This window comes from Acinetobacter sp. FDAARGOS_559 (assembly GCF_003940475.1).
Lineage (GTDB): Bacteria > Pseudomonadota > Gammaproteobacteria > Pseudomonadales > Moraxellaceae > Acinetobacter > Acinetobacter baumannii.
Map to the genome: position 1 here is coordinate 4066502 of NZ_RKJG01000005.1, position 15168 is coordinate 4081669.

15 protein-coding genes and 1 pseudogene are annotated in these 15168 nt (G+C 40.5%); 7 read left to right on the forward strand and 9 right to left on the reverse strand.

Translation table 11 applies throughout. The features are described from left to right. Positions 1–192 precede the first annotated feature (192 nt). The 3 genes and pseudogenes from epsC to EGS71_RS21150 form a co-directional block, all read right to left on the reverse strand. Entirely contained in the window at positions 193–1134 is a 942-nt protein-coding gene (gene epsC / locus EGS71_RS21140) for a serine O-acetyltransferase EpsC (RefSeq protein WP_085944080.1), read from the reverse strand. A gap of 18 nt (positions 1135–1152) precedes the next feature. Beyond that, positions 1153–1662 carry a rhodanese-like domain-containing protein gene (locus EGS71_RS21145; RefSeq protein WP_000992245.1) on the reverse strand — a complete coding sequence of 170 codons (510 nt, stop codon included), beginning with the start codon at positions 1660–1662 and terminating at the stop codon, positions 1153–1155. 238 nt (positions 1663–1900) lie between these two features. Continuing rightward, positions 1901–2637: pseudogene (locus tag EGS71_RS21150) on the reverse strand (SDR family oxidoreductase). A gap of 125 nt (positions 2638–2762) precedes the next feature. Between EGS71_RS21150 and EGS71_RS21155 the strand changes: the two are divergent. Beyond that, positions 2763–3683, forward strand: a complete 921-nt coding sequence (locus tag EGS71_RS21155) for a LysR family transcriptional regulator (protein WP_000357074.1) — start codon at positions 2763–2765, stop codon at positions 3681–3683. Between the two features lie 37 nt (positions 3684–3720). Here the strand turns inward: EGS71_RS21155 and yghU are convergent, their stop codons facing one another. From yghU to EGS71_RS21170, 3 genes are all read right to left on the reverse strand, one after another. After that, positions 3721–4581 carry a glutathione-dependent disulfide-bond oxidoreductase gene (gene yghU, locus EGS71_RS21160; protein WP_001285213.1) on the reverse strand — a complete coding sequence of 287 codons (861 nt, stop codon included), beginning with the start codon at positions 4579–4581 and terminating at the stop codon, positions 3721–3723. A 32-nt stretch (positions 4582–4613) separates the two neighbouring features. Then, entirely contained in the window at positions 4614–5240 is a 627-nt protein-coding gene (yfcF, locus tag EGS71_RS21165; RefSeq protein ID WP_001058356.1) for a glutathione transferase, read from the reverse strand. 119 nt (positions 5241–5359) lie between these two features. Further along, complete coding sequence (locus tag EGS71_RS21170; RefSeq protein WP_000949916.1) at positions 5360–6265, reverse strand: LysR family transcriptional regulator; 906 nt, start codon at positions 6263–6265, stop codon at positions 5360–5362. 110 nt (positions 6266–6375) lie between these two features. Between EGS71_RS21170 and EGS71_RS21175 the strand changes: the two genes are divergently transcribed. Both EGS71_RS21175 and EGS71_RS21180 read left to right on the forward strand, forming a co-directional pair. Next, a complete protein-coding gene (locus EGS71_RS21175; protein WP_000102765.1) occupies positions 6376–6807 on the forward strand; it encodes a CidA/LrgA family protein in 432 nt (143 codons plus the stop codon). Positions 6808–6820: 13 nt separating this feature from the next. Continuing rightward, entirely contained in the window at positions 6821–7510 is a 690-nt protein-coding gene (locus EGS71_RS21180) for an LrgB family protein (RefSeq protein WP_001028714.1), read from the forward strand. 7 nt (positions 7511–7517) lie between these two features. Here the strand turns inward: EGS71_RS21180 and EGS71_RS21185 are convergent, their stop codons facing one another. After that, positions 7518–9008: a PLP-dependent aminotransferase family protein gene (locus tag EGS71_RS21185; protein ID WP_000113417.1), complete on the reverse strand. Its 1491-nt coding sequence runs from the start codon at positions 9006–9008 to the stop codon at positions 7518–7520. 115 nt (positions 9009–9123) lie between these two features. Between EGS71_RS21185 and EGS71_RS21190 the strand changes: the two genes are divergently transcribed. Further along, a complete protein-coding gene (locus EGS71_RS21190; RefSeq protein WP_000275755.1) occupies positions 9124–9759 on the forward strand; it encodes an FMN-binding negative transcriptional regulator in 636 nt (211 codons plus the stop codon). Positions 9760–9801: 42 nt separating this feature from the next. After that, complete coding sequence (locus tag EGS71_RS21195; RefSeq protein WP_000060333.1) at positions 9802–10395, forward strand: GNAT family N-acetyltransferase; 594 nt, start codon at positions 9802–9804, stop codon at positions 10393–10395. A gap of 3 nt (positions 10396–10398) precedes the next feature. On the opposite strand, the gene EGS71_RS21200 is transcribed toward EGS71_RS21195, so the two are convergent. Both EGS71_RS21200 and EGS71_RS21205 read right to left on the reverse strand, forming a co-directional pair. Further along, complete coding sequence (locus EGS71_RS21200; RefSeq protein WP_000872515.1) at positions 10399–11391, reverse strand: AraC family transcriptional regulator; 993 nt, start codon at positions 11389–11391, stop codon at positions 10399–10401. Between the two features lie 39 nt (positions 11392–11430). Next, positions 11431–12261, reverse strand: a complete 831-nt coding sequence (locus EGS71_RS21205; RefSeq protein WP_001098856.1) for an oxidoreductase — start codon at positions 12259–12261, stop codon at positions 11431–11433. Between the two features lie 342 nt (positions 12262–12603). On the opposite strand from EGS71_RS21205, the gene mdcA reads away from it, so the two are divergent. Then, on the forward strand, positions 12604–14283 hold the full coding sequence (gene mdcA, locus EGS71_RS21210; RefSeq protein WP_000399249.1) for a malonate decarboxylase subunit alpha: 1680 nt from the start codon (positions 12604–12606) through the stop codon (positions 14281–14283). Then, entirely contained in the window at positions 14283–15167 is an 885-nt protein-coding gene (locus tag EGS71_RS21215; protein ID WP_000968293.1) for a triphosphoribosyl-dephospho-CoA synthase, read from the forward strand. The genes mdcA and EGS71_RS21215 overlap by 1 nt, the downstream gene beginning before the upstream one ends. The last annotated feature ends 1 nt before the right edge of the window (position 15168 follow it).

The following is a 15168-nucleotide window of genomic DNA, read 5'->3' on the forward strand; positions in this document are numbered from 1 at the left end:
GATGCATATAAACTAGAATTAGTTCTGGTTTTAAAATTAAAATCGCGTTATAAATTTTTTAAATACTGAGCTTATTAATGAGTTATCTATTTTCTAAATAAAAATATATTTAAACTAGAAATAAGCATTTTATTAATCTGCACGTTCTTTGTTTATTTATCTCCTTATCTATTTATTTCACATCTATAGTTTTTAACCGGCAATATGATTTTTTTGATAAGACTCATTCGGTGACTGTAAAATCTGGCTACCTGCAGCAACACTATGGGTTAGCCAAACATTCCCCCCAATAATTGACCCTCGACCAATGGTAATACGGCCTAAAATAGTGGCGCCTGCATAAATCACGACATCATCTTCAACAATCGGATGGCGTATATAATCTTTTTTCAAACCACCATCATCATTGGTTTCAAAGCGTTTTGCTCCAAGGGTCACGGCCTGATAAATACGAACGCGTTCCCCAATCACACAAGTCTCGCCAATCACCACACCCGTACCATGATCAATGAAAAATCCTTTACCGATTTGCGCACCCGGATGAATATCAATACCTGTTGCAGAGTGAGCCAACTCCGAAATAATGCGAGACAATAAAGGCACTTGAGCATAGAGCTGATGGGCAATTCGGTGATAGATAATCGCAAATATGCCCGGATAGCAGAGTAATACTTCATCTACACTATGTGCTGCCGGATCACCTTCATAAGCCGCTCGCACATCGCCGTCTAAAAGGCGCCGTATAGAGGGCAAAGTGTTGGCAAAATCCTGCACAATAGTTTGAGCAAGTTCTTGTGGCTGCTGCACTGGGTTTGAATGACTCAAATGTCGTTTCGCTTCATAATTTAAAGCCAGTTGTACTTGAGCATGTAAAGCTGTTAGTACCCGATTTAAAGTATAGGCAATATAAGAATCTTCAGTTTCCTGACGTAAGTCGGCAGGGCCTAAACGCATTGGAAATAAAATCCCGCACAGGTCATCTAAAATGGCCTTTAAAGCTTCTTTAGATGGAAGTTCACGGCCTCCAAATTCTTTTGTTCTGTGCTGTTGCTGACGCCAGTCATGCCTTGCTTGTTGTAAACCTTGTACAACCGCATTAATGTTCCATTGAGTCACAAGCTTTCCTTGATTCACTGAAAATTGATTGAAGTATTAGTCTTGTTGCCAAGGAAGTTGGTGGATGCGCCAGCCATTTTTCTGATTACGCTGTTGCTGATCATTTAGATCACCTTCGAAGCCTTCAAGAACGTTATAAATATGCTCAAAACCTGCATTAAATGCGGCCTCGGCAGCTTGTGCTGAACGGTTGCCACTACGACATAACAAAAGAATGGTTTTATCTTTGCCAACTTTTGATTCGAGTTCTTTTAAAAAGCGTGGATTACGGTTAAACGATGTGCCTGTTGCCCAAGCAACATGAACACTTTCAGGGACATAACCTACAAATTTACGTTCTTCATTGGTGCGCACATCAACTAAAACAGCTTCTCCTTGTTGTACGAGTTGCCATGCGTCAACAGGTGATAAACTGCCACTAAAATTTAGTTCGTGTTCTTGTGCATATTGCTGTGCTTTAGCAAGAATATCTTCGGCTGAAAAGGATGTATTTGAACCATTTGAGATAAAACTTTGTGGAGTTTCAGTATTTAATTTAGCGTTCATTGAATATATCCTTATCTTTGATTCAGATTGTTAAGGTTCAATTTACGCGGTTTTAAATATAAGCAAAAATAAGGAATATCTATTTATATATATTATTTTGATAAATAAGAGCGGTGAATATTTTATATAAAACAGTATTAGTTAATCTTATAAAGTTATTAAAATAAAATAAATTTAAGAAATTTTATTATTTAGTAAAAAACCGTACAGATTAAAATAATCCGCACGGTTTTTAAAATTAAGCAAATCCACCATTTACACGAATGACTTGAGAGTTTACCCAGCCCCATCTGGACCAGCCAGCATGGCCACTACGCCAGCAATTTCGTCAGGTGTCCCGATTCGTTCCAATGGAGCAAGTTTTGCAATAGCTGCCACTTGCTCTTCAGTTTTTCCATTGTAAAAAAGGTCAGTGCCTGTCGGGCCAGGCGCAACAGCATTTACAGTGATATTGCGTCCACGTAACTCATTTGCTAACACATGTACCAAACCTTCGACACCTGCTTTTGAAGCAATATAAGGACCATATGCCGGAAAAGATTTGGCAATTACACTGGTTGAAAGCGCAATAATCCGGCCACCATCTGGCACTGTTTCGGCCGCATGCGCCAATATTAAAAACGCGCCACGTAAATTGGTATGAATCACTTTATCGAAATCTGGCAGGCTTTCAGGTGTAATTTTTGCCATAGGCATAATACCAGCACTATGAACTACCACATCTAATTGCCCGTTAATCGCTTTAGCTTCTTGAAACAAACGGCTCACCTCATGTTCATTTGCAACGTCCGCTTGAATAGCTGAGGCTTGACCACCTTGCTCAATAATATGTTCTACAGTGGCTTGGGCATGCGCTTTATTGCCAGCATAATTAATAATCACATAAAACCTATCTTGAGCTAAGCGTTCTGCAATAGCACGGCCAATACCACGTGATGCGCCAGTAACCAGAGCTGTTTTTCTTGAAATATTCATTTTTAGATTGCCTGTTTGATTAAGTATGGCTTATTTTAATAATGTAGAAATATGGGATAAATCATCAGAATTGGATAAGATAATTCCATATTTATTAATAATAGACAGGGTTAAAAGCGAGCACTATGGATAAATTTGATACCTTGCAACTTTTTACCCGCATCGTAGAGCTGGGTAGTTTTAGTCAGGCAGCCGATCAGCTGAATATCCCACGCGCTACAGCAAGTAACGCCATTAAAGAGTTAGAGAGTAATTTACAGTGCCGTTTGCTAGAACGGACGACTCGGCATGTAAGACCATCACTAGATGGACAGGCATTTTATGAACGCTGCACACAAATATTATCGGAACTTGATGATGCCGAATCATCTTTACGCAATGTAATTGCTCAGCCCCGTGGTTTATTACGTGTCGATTTATCAGGCGCACATGCAACTAAAATTGTTTTACCCAATATAGATCAATTTCACGAGTTATACCCCGACATTGAACTGGTAATCAGTACGGGTGACCGCTTGGTTGATCTGATCAGGGAAGGGATAGACTGTGTGGTGAGAGCGGGCCGTTTAGATGATTCCACTTTAATTGCTAGACATTTGGTGGATATGCCGCAAGTGATTTGTGCGAGTCCTGACTATTTAAATAAACATGGAACGCCAGAGCAACCAGAAGATTTGTTATCACATTATTGTGTTAATTTCTTTTCGAAATCAGGCGGACGGAATTATCCATTTGAATTGATGGCGAATGGCAAAAAACAAGATTATTTTTTGAAAAGCTGGATTGCGGTAAATGACGCTGAAAACTATGTATTATCTGCTTTACGTGGGGCAGGCTTAATTCAAGTACCGCGCTACCATGTGGCAAATGAATTAAAAAATGGGCGACTAGTTGAGGTTTTATCTGAGTGGGAAATCCCGAAGATGTCAGTTTCTGCTTTATATCCGCAGCATCGGCAGCTCTCGCCACGCGTACGAGTTTTTGTCGCTTGGCTGAGTGAGTTATACACGGGCTATTTTGCCAACTTTGAATACCCGCAAAAATGAAATATCTTGCGGGTAAGTCAAAAACTAAATGATATTTTTAAGACTGATTCTGCAATTTATCTTGAGTCTTGGTCTCAAAATCACTCGCATCATGGCGTTCATGCAACTGCGTAGTTAAATCACCAAAGGTACGATTGACCATACGGCCACGTTGTACCGCAGGGCGCGCTAAAATCGCATCTGCCCAACGTTGAACATTTTTATATTGATCGACACCTAAAAACTCCGCGCCGTTATATACCCAGTTTTTAACAAGACCGCCATACCAAGGGAATGCTGCAATATCAGCGATGCTATATTCAGAACCCGCCAAATATTCGTTTTTTGCCAGATGCTGATCTAATACATCAAGTAAGCGTTTTGTTTCCATTGCAAAGCGGTTAATCGCATATTCAATTTTAACAGGGGCATAAGCATAAAAATGTCCAAAACCACCACCTAAGTAAGGTGCACTGCCCATTTGCCAGAATAACCAATTGAGGCATTCAGTACGTGCAGCAATATCAGTCGGAATAAACGCTTTAAACTTTTCAGCCAAGTAAAGCAAAATTGAGCCAGATTCAAATACTCTTAATGGCGGGTTTTGGCTATGGTCAACCAATGCTGGAATTTTAGAGTTGGGATTAATGTCTACAAAGCCACTACCAAATTGCTGTCCTTCACCGATTTTAATCAGCCATGCATCATATTCAGCATCTTTATGTCCTAACGCTAAAAGCTCTTCAAGCAAAATAGTAACTTTTTGACCATTAGGCGTTGCTAAAGAGTAGAGTTGGAGCGGATGTTTCCCTACTGGAAGTGTATGCTCGTAACGCGCACCTGAGGTAGGTTGGTTTAAATCGGTTTTTTCTCCAGTCCATTGCCAAACTTGTGGAGGAATATAGTTTGAATCACTCATTTTTTATCTCATGTTTGGTGTAAATAAAGGGCTTAGTTATGTCGCAAGGCAAGCCATTTTTGTACAGACGGACGTTGCCATTGCTGTAATGCATAATTTTTTAGGCGCTCTGATACAGCATCACCATTTTGAATAAGGCGTTGCAACATCAGGGCAAGTTCAGCATCTACAATGCTCCATGAACCAAAAAGAAATTCCGCATCAGACGCAAGAAGTTTTTCTGCAACAAAGAAAAGTTTCTCGGCTGCTTTTTTGCCTTCTTCTGAAAGTGGAGTGGACTTGGGCTGAATAAAAATAACATCGGTTGGACGCTCAGTTCTTAATGCCACCAAGTCTGATCTGAGCCATGCCTGAATTTGTCGTGCTCTTGCGCGAGCTTGAATATCTTTGGGATAAATAGCTGTGTCTGGATAAAGTTCTTCTAAATATTCCAAAATGGCGGAGGATTCTGATAAGGCAAAATCATTATGCTCAAGTACAGGCACTTTGGCAGTTAATGACTTTTCTACATAAGATTTTTCAAACTGGCCTTGCTGGCCTAAGTCGATGGTTGCTATTTCAAATGGAATTTGTTTTTCGTGTAGTCCTACAAAAACTGTAAATGCATAGGGACTTAGAAATTGTGAATCTGTATACAGCTTAAAATGCTCGTTATTCATTGTTATTGTCCGTGTGATAAACAGATGGGTCTAGTCTAAGTGAGCTAAGCCAAGATTGGGTAGCTTTTTTGTGGAAAAGCTTTATCGGTTTTTGAACTAAGCTATTTCGGTGGTCAACGTTAGGGTTTAATGTGCTGAAAATGTTGACGAACAATGCTAAGCCAAGCTTGTACCGCTGGTGAGGCAGGAAGATTCTTTTTCCAAGCCATGACTAAGTGCCACTGAATATTTGGTTTTTCGAGTGGCACTGCTGCAAATAAACTAGGGTCAAGCATGTCGGTATAATATTGAGGGAGAAGCGCAATTCCCATACGTTGTAACACCATGTCTGCCAAGAGGTGCCATTGGCTGGTACGGCAAGCAATGGTTGGGTAAAAACCATGCTGCTTACAAGCATCGAGAATAATACTGTTTAAAGAGAAATTTTCAGGAAACATTAAAAATGATTGGTGTTGTAGCTCTTCTAGATTTATTTTTTTGCGGGTTGCCCAAGTTGCATCACGACGTAAAAGTACCATTAAAGGGTAGTTACATAACTCGATGCTATTAAAAGTTTGTTCATCAAAAGGCTGCAATAAAACACCAACGTCTAGCTCATTATTGAGTAAAGCCTGTTCAATACCGCGTGAACCCACTTCCATAAAAGCCAATTCAATATCTGGCCATTGACGATGAAAGTCAAACAGCGCTGTTGTTAGGAGCTGTGAACCTAAAGGTGGAACGCCAAGTTTTAAAGTACCTGTTTTTAATTGTTGATAGTTTTCTATTTCAAGAAAGATGTTTTGCTCTGCCTGAAGAAGTTCGACCGCATGTTGATAAATACGCTCTCCAATTTCAGTTAATTCAATTTGTCTTTTTCGTCCATGATCGGGTTTAACTAAAAGCTGTACCTGAAGCTGCTCTTCGAGTTGTTGTAATATTTTACTAATGGTGGGCTGAGTCAGATATAACTCTTCAGCAGTACGGGTAAAACTTTTAGTTTTAACCAGAGTAACAAAGCACTGTAATGATTTTAGAGAAAGCATAATAAAGAATAGATTATTCCATTTTGGAATAATATTAACATGAATAATTCATATTTAGCAGGTTTAACCAAGCTAGCATAATAGTGTAGTTAACCATTTAATTTCGAAAAATGAGTACTGAATCTGCTTCTGGAACACCCTCACAACCATCACTGTTCGTGTTAGTTAAACAAATTCTCATTTTGGCTGGATTTTGGTGGATCGGATATCTCTTACACCAAAAACTCGGTGTGCCTGTCTCGGCAGGTATTTTAGGTATGTTTTTATTGCTTTTATGCCTGTTCTTTAAAATTATCAAAATGGATCAGGTGGCAATGGGAGCAACTGTGGTTTTAGGTGAGCTATTACTGTTTTTTGTGCCTGTAGTCGTTGCCGTTGTCCAGTATAAAAACCTGTTTATGACCGAAGGATGGCAAATCGTCTTAAGCATTGCGGTTGGAACCATTTTAGTCATGTTAAGCACTTCACTGACTATTCATTATTACAATCGTTTGAAGGCTTACTTACAGGCTAGAAAACGTCTTCAACATAAGCATATCTAAAGAGCATAATGACATGAATATCTGGTCAATTCTTTGTCTCATCTGGACTTTGGTCGCTTATGTTGTGGCAAAGCGAATCTATCAAAAACATCCAAAACTTTGGTTATCACCCGCAATTAGTGTGCCTGTACTTACCATCATTTTGATGACGATTTTTGGAATTTCATACCAAACTTATTCAGAAGATACCCAGTGGATTGTTAATTTATTAGGTCCTGCAACGGTAGCTTTCGCTATACCGATTTATCGTTATCGGGAAACGATTCGTAAAAACCTCGGAGTTCTTACGATTGCGATTATTGTGGGCATGAGTGTAGGCGTGATGACTGCCTATAAAATGGCGCAGTGGTTCCACTTTAGCCCTGAAGTCACCAACAGTTTGATGGCACGTTCTATTTCAACACCTTTTGCCATGATTTTAGCTGAAGATATTCATGGTTCGGCGGCATTGGTTTCCCTATTTACTGTTATTACCGGTTTGGTCGGTATGATTTGTGGCGATGCAATTTTGGCAATTACTAAAATCCGTTCTAATGTGGCAAATGGTGCCGCCTTGGGTAACGCAGCGCATGGTTTTGGTACAGTTAGAGCACAGCAGCGCAATAGTGAAGAAGGGGTGATTGCCAGTTTAACCATGGTTATTGCTGGTATTTTAATGGTACTCATTGGACCATTTGCGATTCATCTATGGTTGCTGTTGTAAGGTTTACCTACATTGACTTGGCGTGCTGTTGAATAATCTTTGATAATTTTTTGATAGCTTGTTGCATTAGTTCGGGTTCAAAATCGCCTAAGCCGACAATTAAACCCGAACGTCGCCGCTCTTTTGAAAATGTCGGTGAAATTGCTTTGATGGCAATACCTGCATCGACTGCCGAGCTTGCAACGTCAATATCATTAATATGTTGAGCAAGCCATAACACCATATGCATGCCTTGATCGCCCGGTTGTAACCAAGCAAGTTCTTGAGGTATGTATTTTTCAATCAAGCCAATAATGTATTCTCGAACTTCTGCATAGACATTTCGAGTACGTCGAATATGCCGTTCTAAATAACCCTCTTGAATAAAAGCAGCCAAAACGTGTTGGTCGGCAGCAGGCGGGTGTCTATCAATTAATACTCTAAGCCCACAAAAAGGAGCTACCAGTTCTTTAGGCAACACTGCATAGCCAAGCCTAAGCGATGGAAATAAGACTTTGCTGAAAGTCCCAAGATAAATGACTTGGTCAGGTGCCATGCCTTGTAAAGATGGGAAGGGCTGACCGTTGTAACGAAGTTCACTGTCATAATCATCTTCAATGATCCATGCATTTTGCTGTTTTGCCCAAGCTAATAATGCCGTGCGTCTTGCTAGACTCATCGGCATACCCAATGGATATTGGTGAGAGGGTGTTACAAACGCAGCACGCGCTTGTTTAGAAAGTTTAATTCCGGTTTCAACCTGAATGCCTTCTTCATCAACAGGAACACGCACCATTCGAATGTTTTGTACAGTATGCTCAAAAATGGCTGTTGTCCCACGATAAGCAGGATCTTCAACCCAAACTTCATCTTTCGCTTCAAATAAAATTTGACTGCAAATATAAAGTGACTGTTGAATGCCAGGTGTAATCACAATTTGTTCAGGTTCGCAGTGGACAGAACGTGAGCGTCGTACATAGTCTGCTATAGCAACTCTAAGTGATAATACACCTTGGGGTTCGCCATATCCTGAAGGAACACCTGCTCCCCGAGATCTAAATTTATTACCAAATTTACGCCAGATATCACTTGGTTGAGTACGACCGACGGGGACAGATACCGCAAAAGGAACATGGGGAAGTGGCTTAAATTCATCAAGCACTTTGGCATATGAACGTGCCGATTTGGTCAAAGAGATCGAGTTAGGTTTATTTTCTTTTGAAGAATGTTGTATTACAGATGTTTTAACCAAAGCATGAGACACATAAGTGCCAGTTCGTGGTTGAGAGTCAAACACACCTTCAGCTAAAAGCTGATCATAAGCTTCAATAATGGTTCCGCGAGCGACACCTAGGGTTAAAGCCAGTTCACGAGAAGAAGGCAATGGATCGCCGGGTTGTAAATCACCACTTTGTACAGCTTCACGTAAAGCTTGAGTCAGTTGAGCACTTATCTTTCCTTGGCTTTTATCAATCTTTGCAATAGACGGAAGTTCCACAACTTTTGCCATTCTTGCCATAATTCTGGTCTACTTAAAAAAATACAAAGTGGTTCTTTTTAATAAACCACAGAAACCAGAAAATTTACAACACCAAATATAAATAACCCTGATATTTACAGCGAGGTTTTTAGCCATGTATATCCCTGATGATTTTGCAGAAAACCGTTTGGATGTATTGCACTCTCTTATTGCAGAACATCCATTTGGGGTGTTTTTTACGCATGGAAGTAATGGCTTAGATGCAAATCATCTTCCATTCGAGTTACAAGCAAATGAAGGGAAACTTGGCATGCTACATGCCCATGTGTCACGAAATAATTCTGTTTGGCAGGACATTAAAAATGGAGATGAGGTGTTGGTCGTTTTTCAAGCAGGCGATGCTTATATTTCACCAAACTGGTACCCATCCAAACATGAACAGCACAGACAAGTACCCACATGGAACTATAGGGTTGTGCATGCTTATGGCAAAGTGACGATTCGAGATGATGAACGCTATGTTCGTGGTGTAGTGGCTCGTTTAACCCGTACTCATGAAGCATCTCAACCTGAACCATGGAAAATGTCCGATGCACCAAAGGATTATCTTGAACCGATGTTAAAAGCCATTGTAGGTATTGAGATTGAAATTACCAAGCTGCAAGGAAAATCAAAACTTGGGCAAAACAAAGAACGCCGAGACATTTTAGGCGCGGCAGATGGCCTATCGAAATCTGGTCATCAAACTATAGCGAATGCCATGTACAGTGTGGCTGATTTAAATAAATAATTTTGAAAATATAAAAGCTTAATATCAATTGAGGAGATAAAGATGTCTTTGACTACACCTGTTGAGTTATTGGGTGAACACGTTATTTTAAAGCCGCTAGATGTAACTCAAGCTGAAGCGCTCAAAGAGGCCGTTTGCGATGGGGAACTCTATAATCTTTGGTATACCCGTGTGCCAAGACCTGAACAGATGACTGCTGAAATTGAAAGACGTCTTGATTTGCAAAAATCCGGCTCTATGTTGCCATTTTATATTGAAGACCGAAAAACGGGGCGAGCGCTGGGCATGACAACTTTAATGCATATTGAAGAAGCCCATCGCCGTGTAGAAATTGGCTCAACATGGTATCGAAAGTCTGCACAACGTACGCCTGTAAATACTGAATGTAAAAAGTTATTGTTGGCTCATGCATTTGAGACTTTAAACTGTATTGCGGTTGAGTTACGCACATCTTCTTTAAATGTTCAAAGTCAAGCCGCGATTGTACGCTTGGGTGCAAAGCTAGACGGTGTGCTAAGAAGCCATCAAATTGTGAAAGATGATATTTTGCGGGACACTCATGTTTATAGCATTTTAAAACATGAGTGGCCTGCGGTTCGCCAGAATTTGGAATGGATGTTGAATAAACCGCGTTAGGAATTAATGCATAAGTCTATATTCTTGTGGAGTATTACCCGTCCAGTTTTTAAATGCTCTGCTAAAAGAATTGTGCTCTTGAAAGCCCAATAGAAATGAAATTTCACCTGTACTCATTGATGACTTTTCTAAGTAATGTTGGGCAAGAGATTGACGTGTTGTATCCAAAAGCGTTTTAAAATTAGTTTGCTCTTCTAAAAGTAGCCGTTGTAGCGTACGTTTGCTCATCGCGAGTCGTTGAGCAACATCTTCTATTGTACATAGTCCAGCAGGTAGGTTTTCTAAAAGTATAGCTTTAACTTTTTCGCTAACTGTTGCATCTTCATCAAGCTGTATAAGACTACGTTGCAAGTTTGGCTCGAAAAAAGACCACATGGTCGGGTTGGCTGTTAAAAAAGGACGTTCAGCATCTTGGCGTGAAAAGACAATTGAAATGTGTTCACTTTTTTGTGGAAGTACGCCAAAAAATGTTTTGTACTCCGCCAGATTATTAGGTAAATCGGGCAGTGTAACTTTCAAAGGTATAACCTGATGTCTTGTACATATTCTTGCTAATTGAGCAAAGAAGACCAGTTCTGACATGGCAAGACTTTGCGGCGTTGGCGTAGATACATTATAAAATTTGAGTTCTAGCGTTGTTGTGTCGTTATCAATTGCTACTTGTAACTGCATTGGCCCAATCAGTCTTTTAAATTCAGATAGACGCTGTATCGCAATATTGAAGTTGGGACTACAAATACAGGCAAAAATCGCTGGGTCAAAAAGCTCAACTGTAATCATTTGACCGATTTTTAAAGGTAAGTCATTTATTCCTGCAAGTTGTTCAATTGCGTGCCAAAAATTGAAATATTGAACGGGCGTAAGGCTTGCATCTTTACGGTTGAACAAATCAAGCGGTAGAGATGCCAAACGTAATGCATCTTCAAGATTTATGCCTAGGTCATTCAGTAATAACTTCCAGTTGGTATTTAGGGCAAAATTTGAAGCATATTTCATTTGAGCATCTCAACATTAAACTTATACGGGTCACTTCATTTATTTAATAACTGACATCACCATACGATCAAATACACGGTCACCAAACCATTTACGTACAAATATCATCAGTTTGGCATATTTGCCACCCACATAGCGTGTTTTAGGTGAGGATGCATGAACAGCTTTCATCAGCATATCGACGACAACTTGCACGTCTGAAAGTTCACCTTTTTCTACTGTAGTTTTTGTTGAGTTAGCAACTGCGGCTGCCATATGGCTATACGCACTTTGCCCTGAACGTTCCAGCATAGGTTGGATCATTACATCTGCAAATTCAGTTGCGATAGCACCGGGTTCAATGACAACAACATCAATATTAAATGATTTTAACTCTAAACGTAGACAGTCAGACCAACCTTCAACAGCATGTTTACTCGCATGATACCAGCTACCAAGTGGTGTATAAATTTTCCCACCCATTGATGAAATATTGATAATTCGACCCTGCATTTTTTTACGCATACTAGGCAGAACCTTTTGGGTTAAATAGGCCATACCAAATAGATTCACTTCAAATTGATAGCGTGCATCGGCAAGTGTCGTATCTTCCATAGCGCCATACATACCAAAGCCTGCGCAGTTAACTAAAATATCAACACCATGGGTTTCTTTTTCAATAGTTTTCACAACTTGGTCGATATCATCCTGATTGGTAATATCCATTTTTAATGTATGAGCACCGAGTGTTTTTAGTTCTTGCATAGCATCAACGCGACGGGCAACGGCATAAACAGTTGCGCCTTCTTTGAGTAATGCTTTGGTAAATGCTTTTCCCATACCAGATGATGCGCCTGTGATGAGAACGATTTTTTCTTTAACTGTGTTCATATTCTGTCTCTCAACTAAAGTTTTAAGGAACTAGCTTTTCGATAGAGACATCATAGAAATTTGAATGATATTCATCCAAATCGAATGGCGACAATGTGTAATCAAAGTGCGCCAAATTTTAGTAAAGATCATTTATTAGAAATAGAAAAATAAACTCTGCATAAAGCGAAAGCTTATTTTTTGTTTAATCATGATGAACATAGGGCAATTAATAACCACGGGATTAAGCCATACTTAAATCATTAACCTGAAGTTAATAACTAACGAAGTAAGTTGATTGATCGAAATTCCATAAAGCGTTTTTATAGATTCAGAACAAAACTGCGATCTATAGGTAAGTACATGGAAGGATCAGTTCAGAATAAAGAACGATTATGGACAAAGCGGCGTCATGCCAAACAACTAAAACTAGAGATGGCAAACCAATATACCGATGGTGTGGTGATTCCAACTCAAGACATTATTAAAGTTTTGGAAACCTTAATTACACCGGGTGACAAAGTTGTACTCGAAGGGAATAACCAAAAGCAGGCTGATTTTTTATCGCGCTCTTTGGCTCAAACCAATCCAGATATTTTGCATGATTTGCATATGATCATGCCAAGCGTAGGGCGTTCAGAACATCTTGATCTGTTTGAAAAAGGTATTGCGCGTAAGCTCGATTTTTCTTTTGCTGGCCCACAAAGTTTGCGTATTAGTCAGTTAATTGAAGATGGTTTACTAGAGATTGGTGCGATTCATACCTATATCGAACTATATTCACGTTTGGTAGTCGACCTCATTCCAAATGTGGTGCTCTCAGCGGGCTTTATGGCAGACCGCCAAGGCAATATCTATACAGGTCCAAGTACCGAAGATTCTCCAGCACTCATTGAACCTGCTGCTTTTAGTGAGGGTATCGTGATTGTTCAGGTCAATGAACTGGTCGATGACGTCTCAGAGTTACCCCGTGTCGATATTCCTGCTTCTTGGGTTGATTATGTGGTGGTCGCAGATCAGCCATTTTATATCGAACCGTTATTTACTCGTGACCCGAAACACATCAAGCCAGTGCATGTGCTCATGGCCATGATGGCAATTCGCGGAATTTATGAAAAGCATAATGTGCAATCGTTAAACCATGGTATTGGTTTTAACACTGCGGCAATTGAACTGATTTTACCGACCTATGGTGAGTCTTTGGGTTTAAAAGGAAAAATTTGTCGAAATTGGACACTAAATCCGCATCCAACCTTAATTCCTGCTATTGAAACAGGTTGGGTTGAAAGCGTGCATTGTTTTGGTACCGAACTCGGTATGGAAAAATATGTTGCAGCTCGTCCCGACGTTTTCTTTACAGGCCGTGATGGCGCTTTACGTTCTAACCGCATGATGTGTCAGCTCGCAGGTCAGTATGCCGTTGATTTGTTTATTGGCGCAACGTTGCAAGTTGATGGCATGGGCCATTCTTCGACTGTTACCAAAGGCCGTTTAGCTGGTTTCGGTGGTGCACCAAACATGGGGCATGATCCGCGTGGTCGTCGTCACGATACGCCAGCATGGTTAGATATGCGTTTGCAAGGTGCCAATGAAACCGAAACTTATTTGGCACGTGGTAAAAAGTTAGTTGTTCAAATGGTGGAAACCTTCCAAGAGGGTGGCAAGCCAACTTTTGTAGAACGTCTTGATGCGATTGATGTGGCCAAAACCGCAGGCTTGCCTTTAGCCCCGATCATGATTTATGGCGATGATGTGACCCATTTACTGACCGAAGAAGGCATCGCTTATCTATATAAAGCAAACAGCCAAGAAGAACGTCAAGCCATGATTGCTGCGGTGGCAGGTGTGACCAGTATTGGTTTAACTCAAGACCCAAAAACAACAGCACGTTTAAGAAGTGAAGGCTTGGTGGTATTCCCTGAAGATTTAGGTATTCGTCGCACCGATGCAACACGTGAACTTTTAGCTGCAAAAAATATTGCCGACTTGGTGACATGGTCAGATGGCTTATATCAACCACCTGCAAAATTCAGGAGTTGGTAATGATGGCACAAGTTCAATATCAAACGCTCAGCGATAATCAGCTTTTGGCAGATATGGCAGTCGAAGCGTTAATTGATGAAGTTAATCTGACACCGAAACCAGCTTTGGTAGATCGCCGTGGCAGTGGTGCACATGATGATCTGACTTTGGAGTTAATGGAGCGCTCTGCGAAAAGTTTAGGGCCTATGTTTGAGGAAATGGCTCAAGTTGCAAAACATCATGGAAAAGTCTGTTTAGCTTTGCGTGAAGACATTGGAGAAATCGGTCGCCAAGGTGAAAAGACCATGATGTTGGCAACAGATGGTGTAAATACACACCGCGGTGCAATTTGGGCCTTGGGTTTAATGGTTACCGCATCAGCATTAGCGCACACGAATCAACAGTACTTTTCTGCTGTTGAGCTATGCCAGTTAGCAGGCCAGATTGCTCAGCTTGAAGATCGCTTTATTCCAAAGCAGGCTTTGAGTCATGGTCAGCAAGTACAAAAGAAATTAGGCATCTTAGGTGCTAAAGAACAGGCTCAACAAGGTTTTCCAACCATCGTAAATTTTGGCTTAAAACAGCTTTACCAAAGTCGTAGTAAACCCATGAAAGAAGAGTTCGCTCGTTTAGATGCTTTACTTGCCATGATGACCGATCTGACCGATACCTGTGTGCTTTATCGCTCGGGAACATCTGGCTTAAAGCGTATGCAACAAGGTGCACAGCAAGTACTTGATTTGGGCGGCAGCTCAAGCTTGGAAGGCCGACGTGCTTTGCATCTTTTAGAGATTGATCTGCTTCGGATGAAAGCTTCTGCAGGTGGTGCCGCAGATTTGTTGGCAGCAACACTATTTGTAGATCGTGCTGAGCAGTTATCCGGAAAAAATAAAAAGGGATTTTGAT